Annotated in this window: 15 protein-coding genes; all 15 read left to right on the forward strand. The window is 36.6% G+C overall.

The window, feature by feature from the left end:
* The 15 genes from LMF89_RS03440 to LMF89_RS03510 all read left to right on the forward strand — a co-directional run bounded on the left by LMF89_RS03440 (position 1) and on the right by LMF89_RS03510 (position 17347).
* Positions 1 to 897 (forward strand): GHMP family kinase ATP-binding protein, encoded by an 897-nt coding sequence (locus LMF89_RS03440; protein ID WP_229533897.1) that lies wholly within the window; start codon positions 1 to 3, stop codon positions 895 to 897.
* On the forward strand, positions 875 to 1972 hold the full coding sequence (gene cobD / locus LMF89_RS03445) for a threonine-phosphate decarboxylase CobD (RefSeq protein WP_229533898.1): 1098 nt from the start codon (positions 875 to 877) through the stop codon (positions 1970 to 1972). Before LMF89_RS03440 ends, cobD begins: the two co-directional genes overlap by 23 nt.
* Positions 1972 to 2592, forward strand: a complete 621-nt coding sequence (locus tag LMF89_RS03450; RefSeq protein ID WP_229533899.1) for a histidine phosphatase family protein — start codon at positions 1972 to 1974, stop codon at positions 2590 to 2592. The genes cobD and LMF89_RS03450 overlap by 1 nt, the downstream gene beginning before the upstream one ends.
* A gap of 230 nt (positions 2593 to 2822) precedes the next feature.
* Positions 2823 to 6488, forward strand: a complete 3666-nt coding sequence (locus tag LMF89_RS03455; RefSeq protein WP_229533900.1) for a PolC-type DNA polymerase III — start codon at positions 2823 to 2825, stop codon at positions 6486 to 6488.
* Between the two features lie 250 nt (positions 6489 to 6738).
* Positions 6739 to 7197: a ribosome maturation factor RimP gene (rimP, locus tag LMF89_RS03460; protein ID WP_007956390.1), complete on the forward strand. Its 459-nt coding sequence runs from the start codon at positions 6739 to 6741 to the stop codon at positions 7195 to 7197.
* A gap of 28 nt (positions 7198 to 7225) precedes the next feature.
* Complete coding sequence (gene nusA, locus LMF89_RS03465) at positions 7226 to 8263, forward strand: transcription termination factor NusA (RefSeq protein ID WP_007956392.1); 1038 nt, start codon at positions 7226 to 7228, stop codon at positions 8261 to 8263.
* 9 nt (positions 8264 to 8272) lie between these two features.
* Positions 8273 to 8539, forward strand: a complete 267-nt coding sequence (gene rnpM, locus LMF89_RS03470) for an RNase P modulator RnpM (RefSeq protein WP_007956394.1) — start codon at positions 8273 to 8275, stop codon at positions 8537 to 8539.
* Positions 8536 to 8844, forward strand: a complete 309-nt coding sequence (locus tag LMF89_RS03475) for a L7Ae/L30e/S12e/Gadd45 family ribosomal protein (protein ID WP_007956395.1) — start codon at positions 8536 to 8538, stop codon at positions 8842 to 8844. Before rnpM ends, LMF89_RS03475 begins: the two co-directional genes overlap by 4 nt.
* A gap of 42 nt (positions 8845 to 8886) precedes the next feature.
* Complete coding sequence (gene infB, locus LMF89_RS03480; RefSeq protein ID WP_229533901.1) at positions 8887 to 11451, forward strand: translation initiation factor IF-2; 2565 nt, start codon at positions 8887 to 8889, stop codon at positions 11449 to 11451.
* Between the two features lie 15 nt (positions 11452 to 11466).
* Positions 11467 to 11823 (forward strand): 30S ribosome-binding factor RbfA, encoded by a 357-nt coding sequence (gene rbfA / locus LMF89_RS03485; protein ID WP_229533902.1) that lies wholly within the window; start codon positions 11467 to 11469, stop codon positions 11821 to 11823.
* Between the two features lie 3 nt (positions 11824 to 11826).
* On the forward strand, positions 11827 to 12780 hold the full coding sequence (locus LMF89_RS03490) for a DHH family phosphoesterase (protein ID WP_229533903.1): 954 nt from the start codon (positions 11827 to 11829) through the stop codon (positions 12778 to 12780).
* A complete protein-coding gene (truB, locus tag LMF89_RS03495) occupies positions 12777 to 13655 on the forward strand; it encodes a tRNA pseudouridine(55) synthase TruB (protein WP_229533904.1) in 879 nt (292 codons plus the stop codon). The genes LMF89_RS03490 and truB overlap by 4 nt, the downstream gene beginning before the upstream one ends.
* Positions 13656 to 13740: 85 nt before the next feature.
* On the forward strand, positions 13741 to 14676 hold the full coding sequence (locus LMF89_RS03500; protein WP_229533905.1) for a bifunctional riboflavin kinase/FAD synthetase: 936 nt from the start codon (positions 13741 to 13743) through the stop codon (positions 14674 to 14676).
* A 154-nt stretch (positions 14677 to 14830) separates the two neighbouring features.
* Positions 14831 to 15097 carry a 30S ribosomal protein S15 gene (rpsO, locus tag LMF89_RS03505; RefSeq protein ID WP_007934234.1) on the forward strand — a complete coding sequence of 89 codons (267 nt, stop codon included), beginning with the start codon at positions 14831 to 14833 and terminating at the stop codon, positions 15095 to 15097.
* A 156-nt stretch (positions 15098 to 15253) separates the two neighbouring features.
* The gene (locus LMF89_RS03510) at positions 15254 to 17347 is read left to right on the forward strand and encodes a polyribonucleotide nucleotidyltransferase (RefSeq protein ID WP_007956406.1); all 2094 of its coding nucleotides are present in this window, start codon (positions 15254 to 15256) and stop codon (positions 17345 to 17347) included.
* Positions 17348 to 17417 lie beyond the last annotated feature (70 nt).

Below are 17417 nucleotides of genomic sequence, written 5' to 3' on the forward strand. Positions count from 1 at the left end.
ATGAGGATAACAGTCAAAGCTCCTGGGTCTTGTGGTGAATTAGCACAAGGTACAATTGCTGGAAGAAACTTTTTGATTACTTGTCCTATTGATCTATATTCTGAAGTTACAGTAAAACCATGTGAGGGTACGGCATCATTGAATGTTGGTAATAAGGTTATGTCCGCTATCGAGAAAACACTCCATTATTTACAAATTACTGATAACTTTTATGTCAATCTAAGGTCAGAATTACCAATTGGTAAAGGGATGGCTTCCAGCAGTGCAGATATTAGTGCCACTTGCCAAAGTATTGCTTTAAGTACCGGAAAAATTTTATCGCCTGATGAAATAGCAGATATTGCTTTATCGATAGAACCTACCGATGGTATATTTTATCCGGGTATTGTATTATTTGACCATATACAAGGACATATTCGTCAGTGCTTAGGAAATGCAATTCCAATGTATATTGCAATTTTTGATGTTGGAGGAGAAATAGATACCCTTTACTTTAATCAACGCAATGACTTAGAAAAATTAAACCAAGCTAAAGAGTTACAAGTACAAGAGGCCATGAATTTAATTGTTAAAGGACTTACTACAAATGATCTCTCTCTTCTCGGTAAAGGAGCTACCCTTAGTGCATTAGCGAATCAGAAAATATTGTTTAAACCCTATTTAGAAGAAATGATCAGCATTAGTTTATCCTGGGGAGCAGTGGGAGTAAATATTGCTCACAGCGGTACTGTGGTTGGAGTCCTATTTCCGCCAAATCAACTGCAGCACTGCTCGCCTTGTATCGAAGAGATCAATAGGCACTGTAATGGTGTTAAATTTTTGCGTATTGTAAAATTTATTTCTGGTGGATTAATGAAACAAGAAGGTGATAGTAATGAGTGGAATCAATGCTTTTGAACATGGTGGTAATTTGTATGCTAAAATACGAGAGACAGGTGGCGGTTCCTCTGAAATATTAGATTTTAGTGCTAATATTAATCCCTTAGGTATCTCAGATAAAATTCGACAAACATTACATGAGTCTCTAGAATCCATTATCCATTATCCTGATGCGCAAGGTTATGCTTTAAAGAATGCAATCAACCAACATTATCGAGTAGACTCTGCATCAATAACAATAGGTAATGGAGCGGTAGAGCTGATGTATATTTTATGTCATATGCTAGCCCCCAAACGAGTATTAGTAACTGCACCAACGTTTAGTGAATACGAACGTGCAGCAAGAGCTAGTGGAGCAAATATCGAATATTTTTATCTTGATGAGCGAGATAGTTTTGAGATTGATATAGAAAAACTAATGAAACGATTCACTGATATTGATGTAATATTTATCTGCAATCCTAATAATCCAACTGGTACCTTATTGACAAATAAACAGCTAGAAAAGCTATTAGAAGTCGCTAAAATACAGAATACCTATGTAGTCATTGATGAGTCATTTATCGACTTTTTACCCAATGCAGATACTTACACTTGTCGTCATTTATTAACGCAATATGAAAACCTTATCATTTTGCATTCACTTACCAAGTTTTACGCCATACCAGGGCTACGACTTGGTTTTAGTCTAGCCAGCCCTAGAATTACCATAATGTTACACGCAGGAAAAGATCCTTGGAATGTTAATACTTTGGCACAAAATGCTGGTGTTGTTGCATTATCCGATAATGATTATCAACAACTAAGCCAAGACTATGTTGCAGAAGCAAAAATAGAGTTATATAATAACTTATTAGCAATAAAAAATTTAAAACCATACTTACCATCTGTTAATTTCATTTTAATAAATATTAAAGAGACAGCTATGACAGCAAAGCAATTACGGAACGTTATGGAAAAGCATAATATTTTAATTCGTGATTGCAGTAATTACCCAGGATTATCTTCAGAATACATCCGGGTAGCTGTAAAACATAAGGAACAAAATCGTATTTTAATCGATACATTGAAAAGGCTATTAGGAGGAATTTAATGACAAAAGTGATTTTAGTCCGTCATGGACAAACACAGTGGAACTTAGAAATGAAATATCAAGGACATTGTGATGTAGCTTTAACCGAAGAAGGCATACGACAAGCTAATTTGGCAGCAAATAGTCTAGCAGAAGAATCCATTTCTGCTGTATATGCTAGTGATTTATGCCGTGCTTTTACAACCGCTGAATGCATTGCAAAAAAGCATCAACTACAGGTTAAAACTATACCTGAATTTAGGGAAATTAATTTTGGCAAATGGGAAGGACTAACCTACGCTGCTATCAATAATCAGTGGTCAGATCTGATGACTAAGCTTCTCACTCATCCTGATGAAATTGAGATCCCAGAGGGTGAAACCTTTAGAGCAGTAAAAGAAAGATCTACCATTGCCTTAACAAAATTGGTAGAAAAGCATCCAGATCAAACGATTGTTGTTGTTTCTCATGGAGGAACCATACGTACTATTTTATGTACAGTGCTTAATATTCATTTGAACTATCTCTGGAATATAAAACAAGATAATACCGCGATTAATATACTTGAGTATTATGACAATCAAGTATTGGTTTCATTAGTAAATGGTACGCATCATTTAAAGGTTGGTTCAATAGAATAGCAATGTTATTTAAACCTATACCCCTTGCTAGTAGAGAAAGTATACACAAAAAGAATTAGGATTTCTTTTTGTGTATACTTTCTGCTGATATATACTAAGTCTTCAATTACACTCTCTATTTTATAAAAACTATGTTAAAATAAAAGAATGACAAAATATCAAAATTCTCTTATTCCTTATTAAAGCTTATATTTCTAAAGAGTGTTTGATCACGAAAGAGGTTTGTGACAATGTATAGTTATTGTATTATACCTGATAATCCTGAAAATTTCTTGTCTTTCCTTTCACAATTACCAATGAAGGCTGAAGATAAAGAACTAATTAAATATTGTAAAATTACCAAGGTTGAAGTTCATACTACGCTAAGTACTTGGGATATATTTATAACGGTACCAAAAGAATTATCCAAAAACATGTTAATAGTAGCGGAAGAAAAATTCTGTACTGATTGTGGCTTAAAAAAAGTAAATTTTATTCAACGTATTAGAGTATTAGAAGATTATTTAGTGCATAATTGGTTAGATTTTGTTGCTCGAATCTCGAATAATATACATTCTGTTAAACATTTACTTACAAATGCTAAGTGGAACTTTGATGGTCAAACATTAACGATTGAAACCGTCGGTGATTTAGCTGCTGAAATCTTTTCCACCCATGGAACTATACAAAATATGCAATCCTTTATATTGGCTGAGTTTAATCGAAACTGCACCGTCAAATGTATCACTACAGCTATTACTGAAATCACTCGCCACGAAGACTTATTAACTCCTGAATATTTAGAAGCATTAACCGAACATAAATCACCGAGTGAGGCAAAGGCCGACAATCCCATTATTTTTGGCAGAAATATTAAAGCTGATCCAGTGCCTATGAGTAGTATTCAAGATGAAGCTCGTAATATTGTAGTAGAGGGTCAACTGGTAAATTTTGAGTTGCGCGAATTGCGTTCAGGAAGACAGCTCTTAACTTTTGATATGGGTGATTTAACAGATGGTCTTAGTGGCAAAGTATTCTTTGAAGATAAAGATAAAGAACAGTTTGCTAAAGTCTCTGCAGTTTTGAAAAAAGGGATGACAGTAAAAGCGAAAGGTACTGTTCAATTTGATAAATACAGCAATGAATTAGTTCTCTATGCTGACAGTATGTGCAAGGTTAATATTGTCACACGCATGGATAATGCTCCAACAACACGAATTGAATTACATGCTCATACACGCATGAGTAATATGGATGCTATGGTATCAGCCAAAGATCTTATCAAGACTGCTGCTAACTGGGGCCACTCTGCGGTTGCAATTACTGATCACGGTGTAGTCCAAGCATTCCCAGAAGCTCACGAAGCCGCCCTCAAAGCAGGCATTAAAGTAATTTACGGTATGGAAGGCTACCTAGTTGACGAAGATCTAAAGAAAGCTCGTCACATTATTATATTGGCCCAAAATAGCATTGGTTTGCGAAATTTATATCGTTTAGTTTCATTATCCCACATAAAATATTTATATAGAACACCTCGTGTTCCTCGCAAAATACTAATGGAGTATCGAGAAGGTTTATTATTAGGATCAGCCTGTGAAGCAGGCGAGTTGATTCAAGCTATACTGCGTGGAGAAAATGACGAGGAATTACTTAGAATTGCTGAGTTTTATGATTATTTGGAAATCCAGCCTATCGGCAATAATTCTTTCTTAATCCGAGAAGGGATGGTCGCAAATGAAGAGGGGTTAAGACAAATTAATCGCAAAGTCTGCGAAATTGGTGCTAAGCTTAATAAACTTGTGGTAGCAACCTGCGATGTACATTTCTTAAACCCCGAAGACGAAGTATATCGACGAATCATGATGGCTGGTAAAGGCTTTAGTGATGCTGATCAACAACCGCCCTTGTATTTTCGTACTACAGAAGAAATGATGAATGAATTTGTATATCTTGGCAATGACAAGGCCTATGAAGTCGTTGTAGAAAATCCACGACGTATTAACGAGCTAATTGAAATAATTAAACCGATTCCTGATGAGCTTTACTCACCACAAATTCCTGGTGCTGAAGATCAGATCCGATCGATGTCCTATCATAAGGCAGAACAATTATATGGCAATCCATTGCCACCAGTGGTAGCAGAGCGATTAAAATATGAATTGGATGCCATTATTAATAACGGTTTTGCTGTTTTGTATCTTATTGCTCATAAATTAGTAAAGAAATCATTAGACGATGGCTATCTGGTAGGTTCAAGAGGTTCTGTTGGCTCTTCTTTTGTTGCCACTATGACAGATATAACGGAAGTTAACCCTTTGCCTCCACACTGGAGCTGCCCGAGCTGTAAATATAGTGAATTTGTTACGGATGGCAGCTATGGAGGCGGATTTGACTTGCCTGACAAAATTTGTCCACAATGCAATACTCCTACGGTAAAAAATGGCCATGATATTCCATTTGCTGTTTTTATGGGTTTTCATGGTGACAAGGTTCCTGATATTGATTTAAACTTTTCTGGACATTATCAGCCTACTGCTCATAAATATACAGAAGAATTATTTGGCAAGGACAATGTATTTCGTGCGGGAACGATTGCTACTGTAGCAGATAAAACAGCATACGGTTATGTGAAAAATTATTTTACTGATAAAGGAATTACCCCACGCAATGCTTACATTAATGCTTTGATTAATGGCTGCACTGGAGTAAAGCGAACTACTGGACAACATCCAGGGGGTATTATGGTTGTACCAAGGGATATGGATGTTCATCATTTTACGCCCATACAGCACCCTGCCGACGATAAGACTTCTGGAACAATTACCACTCATTTTGATTATCATTCCATTAGTAGCCGTTTAGTTAAGCTTGATATTCTCGGTCATGACGATCCAACGGTTATTCGAATGTTAGAAGACCTAACTGGGATTGATGCGCAAACGATCTCACTAGATGATACGGAAACGATGAGCTTATTTTCCTCAACTACTGCATTAAATTTAACACCTGCACAATTAGGTAGTACTGTTGGAACATTTGGCATTCCCGAATTTGGAACAAAATTTGTGCGACAAATGTTAGACGACACCAAACCCAAAACATTTAGTGAATTAGTACGGATTAGTGGTTTCTCCCATGGAACAGATGTATGGTTAAATAATGCTCAAGACTTGATTAAAGCAGGTACAGCCAAATTATCTGAAGCTATTTCAGCCCGTGATGATATTATGATGTACCTTATTCACAAAGGTGTTGATCCTTCTTTGGCCTTCAAAACTATGGAGGGTGTACGTAAAGGAAAAGGCATAAAGCCGGAGGATGTCACAAAATTGCGTGAGAAGAATGTACCAGAGTGGTATATTGAATCTTGCCAAAAAATTAAATATATGTTTCCAAAAGCCCATGCAGTTGCTTATGTTATGATGGCCTTTCGTATAGCGTATTGCAAAGTTCATCACCCTTTAGCTTTTTATGCTTCTTATTTTACGGTAAGAGGTACTGATTTTGATGCAGAACTTGTGTTACAGGGAGAGGTTGTATTACGAAATAAGTTAAATGAATTTGAATCAAAAGGAAATAACATAACTGTTAAAGAAAAGGGACTCGTTACTATTATTGAAATGGCTTTGGAAATGTATTTGCGTGGTTTTACTTTTCAAAGAGTTGACCTATATAAATCTGATGCAACTAAGTTCTTAGTTGTAGATAATGGACTCTTACCGCCCTTATCCTCCTTACAAGGTGTGGGAGAAAATGCAGCGCATAATATTGCCCTTACACGTAAAGGAATTCCCTATTCATCTATGGAAGACCTAAGGAATCGAGCACGTCTATCAAAAACAGTAGTGGATATATTAAAAACCCACGGTTGCCTCACTGACTTACCTGAATCGGATCAAATGATGCTTTTCGGATAATGAATAACAACTAATTAATGCGAAACCGATTCTAAATTCCTTGTTTAAAACAAAATGTTATTGTAAATGCCACTATATAATGATATACTAAGTGGTAGTATAAATGTTTTTTTTGCGCTGAAAGAGTGGGTATAATACCCACTCTTTCAGCTTAGTGGTTATTTTAGCCTACCAAATATAGGGTATAAGCTTACATATTTTTAGGCAAGACTAAGATAATAGAAAAATATACTTAGGTAGGAGGTTTTGTATGTCAAAAGAGCATATTGAGAATTTGATAGAGAATATTGTTCAAAATATTGTTGCTAACAGTCTAATTGAATTAGTAGATGTAGAATATATCAAAGAACGCGAATGGTATCTTCGCATCTTTTTAGATAAAGAAGGCGGTATTGAGATTGAAGACTGCCATTGGGTAAGTGAGCAGCTTGAAGCAAAATTGGAAGAACTTGACCCCATTAAAGAAAGTTACTATTTAGAAGTTTCTTCGCCAGGACTGGATCGTGCACTAAGAAAAGATAGGGATTTTGTCCGTCACATTGGCGATAAAATTGAAATTACTACATTTGCACCAATTAATGGTCAGAAACGTACTGTAGGTACATTAAACAACTTAAATAATGGTAATATCAGCATTGATATTGATGGTGTTGAAATGATCATTCCACGCAATCAAACTTCACAAGTTAGGTTATTTGTTGATTTTTAATACGCAAAATTGAATAGGAGGAATTTAGGTGAACGCAGAATTTATGCAGGCTTTTGAACAATTAGGCAAGGAAAAGGGAATTGCCCCTGAAGTCTTGTTTGAGGCAATAGAAGCAGCACTTATCTCAGCTTACAAAAGAAACTTTAGCTCAGCTCAAAATGTACGGGTATCATTAGAGCGAACAACAGGTGAAATTCATGTTTATGCCCGTAAAGCAGTTGTTGAGGTAGTAACCGATTCACGTCTGGAAATCGATCTCACTGAGGCAAGATTATTAGATATACGCTATGATTTAGAAGATATTGTCGAGGTCGAAGTTACACCGAAAAATTTTGGCCGAATTGCAGCTCAAACAGCCAAGCAGGTAGTAGTGCAACGTATTCGGGAAGCGGAACGTGGCATTATTTATGATGAATTTTCAAATAGAGAAAGTGATATTCTAACTGGTATTGTTCAACGTATTGAACAAAAAAATGTTTTTATTGATCTTGGCAAAGCAGAAGCTATTTTAGCTCCTTCTGAACAAATTGCAGGGGAAGTCTATAAACATGGTGATCGATTAAAAACGTACATAATTGAAGTGAAGAAAACAACGAAAGGACCTCAAATATTAGTATCCCGGACACATCCAGGATTATTAAAACGATTATTTGAATTAGAGGTTCCAGAAATTCACGATGGAATTGTTGAAATAAAGTCTGTGGCTAGAGAACCAGGTTTACGTTCGAAATTCGCAGTATATTCACGTGATGAAAATGTTGATCCGGTAGGCGCCTGTGTTGGTCATAAAGGCATGCGTGTACAATCAATCGTTAATGAACTAAAAGGTGAAAAGGTTGATATTGTAAAATGGAATACTGATCCTGCTAAATATATCGCTAATGCATTAAGCCCAGCTAAGGTAGTCAGTGTAGAAATTAATGAAGTTGAGAAAATATCGAGAGTGGTAGTGCCTGATTATCAATTATCGTTAGCAATTGGTAAAGAAGGTCAAAATGCTCGTCTAGCTGCAAAACTTACTGGTTGGAAAATTGATATTAAAAGCGAATCTCAAGTTGGTTCTTAGGAGGATTTTATGGTTATACAGAAAAAAACTCCTCAACGTATGTGTGTTGGTTGTCAAGAAATGAAAAATAAAAAAGAGTTATTACGAATTGTCCGCACTCCTGATGATGATGTTATTTTAGATACAACTGGTAAAAAATCAGGAAGAGGCGCATATCTTTGCTGTAATGAACAATGCTTGGCAAAAGCGTTTAAAGAAAAAAGATTAGAACGAGCATTAAAAAGAGTAGTCAATCCTGAAATATATGAACAATTACGATCTGGTATTATAACATGATCAAAGAAGAAAAGATAATTTCATTACTCGGTTTAGCACAAAAAGCAGGGAAAATTTCTTCAGGAGAATTATCTGTTGAAAAGGCAATAAAATCGGGTAAAGCTAAACTTCTTATCATTGCCATAGACTGCTCGGATGCTACAAAAAAAAGTTATAATGATATGGCTGCCTATTATGAAGTTGATCTTTATGAAATATTTTCAAAAGAGCAATTAGGACAATGTATCGGAAAAGTATATCGTGCTGCATTAGCAATAACAGATACTGGATTTACAAATGCAGTTAAAAAATTACTCAATAGTTAAGTAATACAATTCACTATTGAAAAAGAAAATGGGGGTAGATGAATGTCCAAATATAGAATATATGAATTAGCCAAAGATTTTAATACAACAAGTAAAGTTATTATTGATATTTTAAACCGTAACAATATGGAAGCAAAAAATCATATGAGTAGTGTGGATGATGATGCCAAGAATGTTATTACCCGGACCTTTGCGCATAAAATAACTTCCACACCTACATCAGGAACCTCAACTATTGAAAATAAACCAAGAACTCAAGAACAACCAACGCAAACAACACGTTCTATTGGAAGCGATGGTAGGCAACAACCGTTGAGTAATAGTGGGGAACAGCGTCCTGCTTCTAATCCTCAACCACAACGTTCTTGGCAAAATCAATCTAACCAAAACAGACCTCAACAAAATCAGCAACGTCCGCCACAGGTGCCTTTCCAAGGGCAACGTCCACCACAACAAAATACCCAGAATCAACAACGTCCACCGCAAGCACCTTTCCAAGGACAACGACCACCACAAAATACCCAGAATCAACAACGTCCACCGCAAGCACCTTTCCAAGGACAACGTCCACCACAAAATACCCAGAATCAACAACGTCCACCGCAGGCACCTTTCCAAGGACAACGTCCACCACAACAAAATTTTCAACCAAGGAATGCAGGAACCCAACAACCTCCTGTACAATCTAGACCTGCTGCTCCTCCTAATAAATTTCAATCAAATAACAACCGCTCTACTAACAATAATAACGCCCAACGAAACCAAGGGGGAGGAAATTTCAATAGACGGCCGCAAGCAAATCGCGGTTTCCAATCCCGTGGTGCCGCACCAGCTGTTAAAATTGAACCACCAAAACCTAAAAGCGTTAAATTAGGTGAGTCTATCACAGTTAAAGAACTGTCGAGCAAATTGTGTCGTGATGTTGGTGAAGTAATCAAAAAACTTATGATGCTTGGTGTTATGGCTACGATAAATCAAGATCTTGATTTTGAAACGGCTTCATTGTTAGCAACAGAATTTGGAGTTGAAGTACTAGAATTACCACCTGAAGAAGACCCCACTGAAATTGCGGAAATTGAAGATGATCCTTCCAGCCTTGTTCTTAGACCACCAGTGGTTACCGTTATGGGACATGTCGATCATGGTAAAACCTCTTTATTAGATTCTATCAGGCAAACACATGTAACTTCTCAAGAAGCTGGTGGAATTACGCAACATATTGGTGCATATAAAGTAACTTGCCAAGGTAAAAAAATTGTTTTTCTCGATACTCCTGGACATGAGGCTTTTACAGCGATGCGAGCTCGCGGAGCACAGGTAACGGATATTGCAATTTTAGTAGTAGCGGCAGATGATGGGGTCATGCCACAAACTATTGAAGCTATCAATCATGCTAAGTCTGCTAATGTTCCCATCATCGTAGCGATTAATAAAATGGATCGTCCTGGTGCGAACCCTGATCGAATCAAGCAACAGCTATCTGATTACGGTCTTGTTGCTGAGGACTGGGGCGGCGAAGCCATCATGGTACCAGTTTCTGCACAGAAGAAAACTGGTATAAATGAGCTTTTGGAAATGATATTATTAGTAGCGGAGATGCAAGAAATTAAAGCAAATCCGAATCGTCAAGCCTATGGTACAATTATTGAAGCAAAGCTTGATAAAGGACGCGGTCCAGTCGCTACTGTATTAGTGCAAAAAGGAACTCTGCATATCGGTGACACTATTATTGCTGGAATTGCCTATGGTAAAGTTCGAGCTATGGTAAATGATCGTGGTGAGAAAGTGAAAAAAGCTGAACCTTCTACTCCTGTAGAGGTACTTGGCTTGGCTGATGTACCACAAGCAGGTGATGTTCTGGTTGCAGTAGATGAAAAAATAGCAAGAGCGGTAGCAGAAAAACGTATTGCTAAACGACGTACAGATGAATTAATGCAATCACAAAAAGTTTCACTTGATGATTTATTTAAACAAATTCAAGATGGAAATATCCAAGATCTTAATATTGTTATTAAAGCCGATGTTCAGGGCTCTGTTGAAGCATTACGTCAGTCATTGCTAGCCTTAAATGCTAATAACAAAGAAGTAAGAGTGAACATTGTGCATGCTGGAGTAGGTGCTATTAATGAATCTGACGTAATGTTAGCTTCTGCTGCTAATGCATTAATTATAGGATTTAATGTCCGTCCAGATGGTAATGCCCGTAAAGCTGGCGAATCTGAAAAGATAGACATTAGACTATATCGTGTCATTTATGAAGCATTACATGATGTGGAAGCTGCTATGACAGGTATGCTGGCACCAGAATACAAAGAAGCACTTCAAGGTCGTGTAGAAATACGTCAGTTATTTACAATTTCAAAGGTTGTTATTGCTGGTGCTTATGTATTAGAAGGAAAAATACTCAATTCGTCTCAAGTCCGTGTAATCCGTAATGGCATTGTGATTCATGAAGGTGAATTAGAATCCTTACGACGCTTCAAAGATGATGTAAAAGAAGTAGCTGCAGGCTATGAATGTGGTATTACAATTGATAAATTCCGTGATATTAAAGAAGGCGATATCATTGAAGCTTTCACTATGGAAGAAATAAAACCTAAAGGTTAAAGGCGGAGGATATATATGAGCCAGCTCCGAGTTGAAAAAGTTCAGGAGTTTATAAAGCAAGAAATCAGTAAAATTATTTTAACCGAATTAAAAGATCCACGCGTCGGTTTTGCGACTATTACTCAAGTTGAGGCAACTGGTGATTTGCGTAGTGCAAAGATCTATGTTAGCTTAATGGGCAGTGATGAGCAAAAAGCTGATACTTGGAAAGGATTGCAAAGTTCTTTAGGCTACATGCGCAGCGAAATTGGTAAGCGTATTCGAATGAGAATCACTCCTGAATTATCGTTGCACCTTGATGAGTCCTTAGATTATAGCGCTCATATTCAAGAATTATTAATTAAAATCAAGCAGGAAGAGAGCAATCAATAAATTATGGATTTTTCACTTAAGCAGATTGCTGAACTTTTACAAAATAGCAGCACTATTATTATTACTGCTCATGTTCATCCAGATGGTGACTGTTTGGGATCTATGTTGGCGCTAAATGAATATCTTACCGCACGAGGAAAGAGTGTAAAAATGGTGCTTGATGATGAAGTACCTGCATTATATAATTTTCTTCCTGGCTATGAAACGATTGGTAAACCAACAACTAAAGTAATTAGTGCTGATTTATTAGTAGTACTTGATGCCAGTGATATTGAACGTATTGGTAAAGTGAACGAGCATGTAAATGCCCCCATCTTAAATATTGATCATCATATTTCTAATACTAAGTTTGCTGACTTTTGGTATATCAATAGTCAATCAGCAGCAACTGGAGAAATCATTTTAGAATTGCTATACTTATTAAATGCAAAAATGACTCCTACAATAGCAACCTGTTTGTACACTGCTATAGCTACTGACTGTGGTTTTTTCCGTTATGCGAATACATCAGTGCAAACCATGCGTTACGCTGCTGATTTGATGGAATACGGAGCTAATCCAAATTCTATATCAGAATATATGGAAACCAAGCCACTCGAAAGTATTTTAACTTTAGCAAAAGTATTAGAAACGCTTGAACTGCATCATCATGGTAAAATTGCTACGATAACTGTATCACCAGATACTCTTGATAATTTGGATAGTACTGAAGGCTTTATCAATTATCCTCGGATTATTGAAGGTGTTGAAATTGCTATCATGTTTAAAATCATGAATGAAGATACTATCAGAATTAGTTTCCGTTCAAAAACAGTAGATGTAAGTCGCCTAGCATTTTCCTTTGGCGGTGGTGGACATATACGTGCAGCTGGTTGTGCTATCATAGGTAAAATTGAAGACGTTAAGAAAAGAGTCCTTGATTCTGCCATAAAACAATTAGCAGAGACACTGCTATGACTAGTGGTTTGATAAACGTTCTAAAACCACCTGGCATGACCTCACACGATGTTGTTTCTTTCATTCGCAGAACCTATCATCTAAAGCGTGTAGGTCATGCTGGTACTTTAGATCCCGCAGCGTCGGGTGTTCTGCCAGTTGCATTAGGATCAGCTACACGATTACTTGAGTATATGACAGATACTGATAAAAGTTACCGTGTTGAACTCACTATTGGCTATGAAACGGATACTGGTGATGATACTGGTACGATTCTAAATAATGCTGTTTGTGCTATGCCTGTTAAATCAGAAATTGAAAAGGTATTATCATCATTTATTGGTACGATTGAACAAATTCCTCCTATGTACTCAGCTATAAAAATACAAGGGAAAAAATTATATGAATTAGCAAGGGCCGGTATAACAGTAGAACGCCAGCCACGCATTATTACGATTCATAATATAACTTTATTACATATAGATGACACACGCATCCTATTTGATGTAACCTGCTCCAAAGGAACATATATTCGATCTTTATGTTCTGATATAGGACAAAAAATAAATTGTCCTGTTGTTATGTCTTTTCTAGTGCGTACTCGTGTAGGAGATTTTTCTTTAGAGAATTCTTTTACATTACAAGAAATTGAAAGCAATTCTCCCATTGCTCTTCTACCTCTAGATTATGCTCTTGGATATATGCCTAAGGTAATACTGACTCCAGAAATAGTACAGGCATTTCAATATGGCCAAAGTATTATAAATTCTACTCTTACTGTTTCTAAACAAACATTCTTGCGAATATATGATCAAGAACATTCATTTATTGGAATCGGGCAAATAAATACTGATGCTGCAGTGATTACGCCAATAAAAGTAATCAAATTAGAATAATCAAAATGAAATCTATCTAAAGAGCTTTCTAATCGAGTTCCATAGATAGATTTTCTGATATTATTGTTATTGTGTGGTGGAATATATGGAAGTATTAAATCAAATGACAACTTTAAAAGATCAGTATCCTAGAATTACAGTTGCCTTAGGAACTTTTGACGGCGTACATATTGGTCATCAAAAAGTAATTTCTCGTTCTGTAGAGTCAGCCAAGCAACTAGATGGAACAAGTGTCGTTTTCACTTTTAGTAATCATCCTTTATCCATTATTGCTCCTGAAAGATGCCCTTTACAAATCATTACGCAAGATGACAAAGTTGAATTAATTGAAAAATTGGGTGTAAATATTTTATTAAATATCCCTTTTACTGCAGAGTTTCTGAAATTATCAGCATCTCAATTTATTCGTTTATTATTAGACCAATTAAATCCAAAGCATATTCTAATCGGTCCAAACTATTTTTTTGGATATAAGCGTTGTGGTACTCCCGAACTTTTACAAAAATCCGGGCTACAATATGGGTTCACAACAGAAATTAACCCCACAGTATACGTAGATGATGTTATGGTTAGCAGTACATTAATTCGCCAAATGATTACAGCAGGTCAAGTGGACCAGGCAGCAACTCTTTTAGGTAGACCAGTAACGCTAAAGGGTAGGGTCATCCACGGTGCTAAGCGAGGTCGCTTATTAGGCTATCCAACAATTAATCTAGGAATTGCCTCAGGCCTTGCTGTCCCTCAGAATGGGGTATATGCTGTTGAACTTATTATCCAAGATGATCAATATAATGGGATCGCCAATGTTGGCACGAATCCTACCTTTCATGATATAGGACGTCGTATTGAAGTTCACATTCTGGATTTTTCTGGAGATTTATATGGAGAAGCTGTTACCGTAAGATTCTTGAATCATATTCGAAATGAACAAACCTTCTCCAATTCTGAAGAACTTAAGTCACAAATCGCAAAAGACATCGTGGCTGCCCAAAAATATTATCAAACTTCTCAGGGAAAATAGTACTTATTATTTACAATTGCATTGATTTATGATAAACTATATTTTGTTGATGTTTGACGAAAGTCTTCATTGAAAGTAACCATAGCGAGGATATTCGATTCTCCAACGATTGTCTTGGCTAATGGGGATCATTTATAAAAAGGAGGTGCCCATTTTGTTAACACCAGAATTAAAACAATCTCTGATTGAAAAATACCGTACGCATGAAGCTGATACTGGATCACCAGAAGTGCAAATAGCTATTTTAACTGAACGTATCAACTACTTAACAAATCATTTAAAAGAGCATAAAAAAGACCATCATTCTAGACGCGGTCTTTTAAAAATGGTTGGTCAGCGTAGAGGATTATTGAACTATGTACGCAACAACGATATCGAGCGTTATCGTTCTATTCTTGAGAAATTGAATCTTAGAAAGTAACAAGTGGGGACTTGGCACAAGCCAAGTCTTTTCTTTTTATTGCAAGAAGTATTTTTTTATAGATTAACTGTTAATAATAAAGGAAATACTAAAAAAAATGTCGAAGTGTTAATCTTTGGTAGAGAGAGTAAGGGTTACAGAGGAGGAATGCCATATATGTATAAAATCGAAATGCAACTTGGAGATAGACCCCTGATTATAGAATCAGGCAGAATGGCCAAACAAGCTGGTGGATCAGTGTTCGTCAGATATGGAGATACTGCAGTATTAGTAACTGCTACAGCATCAGCAGAACCAAGGGATGGTATTGATTTTTTCCCACTGACAGTTGATTATGAAGAAAAATTATATTCGGTAGGTAAAATTCCGGGTGGCTTTATTAAACGTGAGGGACGTCCTAGTGAATCCTCTATTCTTGCAAGCCGTTTGATCGATAGACCCATTCGACCATTATTTGCTAGCGGTTTTCGCAATGATGTACAAATCGTAGCGACCGTATTATCAGTCGACCAGGATAATTCACCAGAAATACCAGCGATGATCGGCGCATCATGTGCTTTATCAATTTCAGATATTCCATTTAACGGACCAATTGGCGGCGTCAGAGTTGGTTTGATTAATAATGAATTCATTACGAATCCAACTGTTGAGCAGCAAAAATTAAGTGAACTTAATTTAGTCGTCGCAGGTACAAAAGATGCTGTACTTATGGTAGAAGCCAATGCTAACGAATTAAGCGAAGATACTATCTTACAAGCAATTAGCTTTGGACATGACATCATTCGTAATCTAATTGCTATCCAAGAAAAAATGATTGTTGAAATTGGTAAACCTAAACGTGAAATAAAACTATATGAAATACCTGCTGAGATCAGTAGTGCCATACGTGATTATGCTACAGAAAAACTTACAACGGCAGTTAGAAATTCTGATAAATTAACCCGAGAAGAAAATATAAAACAAGCTAAGAAGCAAGTTGCAGAACATTTCGAGGCTATATATCCTGATAATGGTAAAGACATTCAAAATATGATGCAAAAAATTATTAAAGAAGCAGTTCGTAGAATGATAACTGTTGATAAAATACGTCCAGATGGTCGTCAATTAGAAGAAGTACGACCTATTAGTTGTGACATTGGTTTGTTAGCACGTACACATGGTTCTGCCTTATTTACTCGTGGACAAACCCAAGCATTAACGATCACAACTCTTGGTGCAATGGGAGACGAACAAATACTTGATGGCTTAGGTGTCGAAGAATCGAAACGTTATATGCATCATTATAATTTCCCATCATTTAGCGTTGGTGAAACAAGACCATCAAGAGGACCAGGACGAAGAGAAATTGGTCATGGTGCCTTAGCAGAGCGTGCATTAGTTCCAGTTATTCCTTCAGAAATTGAATTTCCTTATACAATTCGCTTGGTTTCGGAAATTTTAGAATCAAATGGTTCTAGTTCCATGGCTAGTGTCTGCGGCAGTACCTTATCTCTTCTTGATGCAGGTGTACCGATCAAACGCCCAGTATCTGGAGTTGCTATGGGTTTAGTTAAAGAGGGAGAAGATTTTTCTATACTAACTGATATTCAGGGCTTAGAAGATGCATTAGGCGACATGGATTTTAAAGTTGCTGGTACAACATCTGGCATTACAGCCATTCAAATGGATATTAAAATTGCTGGTATTACAGAAGAAATCTTATCTGCAGCGCTTTCTCAAGCTCATCGCGGCAGAATGCACATCATGAGTAAAATTGTAGAAGTGATTCAGGAACCTAGGGCTGAGTTGTCGCCTTTTGCTCCTCGTATTATTACAATGGAAATTCATCCAGATAAGATTCGAGATGTAATTGGACCTGGTGGTAAAACAATTAAAAAAATTATCGAAGAAACTGGTGTTAAAATTGACATTGAAGATGACGGGAAAGTATTTATTGCTGCTGTAGATATGGAAGCAGGACAAAAAGCTGTAAAAATCATTGAAACGCTGGTTAGAGAAGTAGAAGTAGGCAGCTCTTATACGGGCAAAGTTACACGTTTAATGAATTTTGGTGCTTTTGTCGAGATTCTCCCAGGTAAAGAAGGACTTGTCCACATCTCTCAATTAGCTCGTGAACGAGTGGAAAAGGTAGAAGATGTTGTAAAAGTTGGAGACGAAATTCTAGTTAAAGTTACAGAAGTCGATCGCCAAGGACGTATTAACCTTTCACGTAAAGAGCTTTTACCTGTGGAATCTGAAAAAAAAGAATAATATAAATAAAATTTTTTAAACATAAACCACTTGGTTTATGTTTTTTTGTTTCATAAAATCACTTCTTAAT

Origin of the sequence: Pelosinus baikalensis, from assembly GCF_020819555.1 — a bacterium.
Classification (GTDB): Bacteria; Bacillota; Negativicutes; order DSM-13327; family DSM-13327; genus Pelosinus; species Pelosinus baikalensis.

Bases quoted from the DNA above. Each gene is read 5' to 3' on its own strand.
- LMF89_RS03500 (WP_229533905.1), top strand. From the start codon at position 13,741: ATGGAAGTATTAAATCAAATGACAACTTTAAAAGATCAGTATCCTAGA.
- LMF89_RS03510 (WP_007956406.1), top strand. From the start codon at position 15,254: ATGTATAAAATCGAAATGCAACTTGGAGATAGACCCCTGATTATAGAA.
- cobD (WP_229533898.1), top strand. From the start codon at position 875: ATGAGTGGAATCAATGCTTTTGAACATGGTGGTAATTTGTATGCTAAA.
- LMF89_RS03455 (WP_229533900.1), top strand. From the start codon at position 2,823: ATGTATAGTTATTGTATTATACCTGATAATCCTGAAAATTTCTTGTCT.
- rnpM (WP_007956394.1), top strand. From the start codon at position 8,273: ATGGTTATACAGAAAAAAACTCCTCAACGTATGTGTGTTGGTTGTCAA.
- truB (WP_229533904.1), top strand. From the start codon at position 12,777: ATGACTAGTGGTTTGATAAACGTTCTAAAACCACCTGGCATGACCTCA.
- LMF89_RS03475 (WP_007956395.1), top strand. From the start codon at position 8,536: ATGATCAAAGAAGAAAAGATAATTTCATTACTCGGTTTAGCACAAAAA.
- LMF89_RS03440 (WP_229533897.1), top strand. From the start codon at position 1: ATGAGGATAACAGTCAAAGCTCCTGGGTCTTGTGGTGAATTAGCACAA.
- rimP (WP_007956390.1), top strand. From the start codon at position 6,739: ATGTCAAAAGAGCATATTGAGAATTTGATAGAGAATATTGTTCAAAAT.
- rbfA (WP_229533902.1), top strand. From the start codon at position 11,467: ATGAGCCAGCTCCGAGTTGAAAAAGTTCAGGAGTTTATAAAGCAAGAA.
- LMF89_RS03490 (WP_229533903.1), top strand. From the start codon at position 11,827: ATGGATTTTTCACTTAAGCAGATTGCTGAACTTTTACAAAATAGCAGC.
- infB (WP_229533901.1), top strand. From the start codon at position 8,887: ATGTCCAAATATAGAATATATGAATTAGCCAAAGATTTTAATACAACA.
- LMF89_RS03450 (WP_229533899.1), top strand. From the start codon at position 1,972: ATGACAAAAGTGATTTTAGTCCGTCATGGACAAACACAGTGGAACTTA.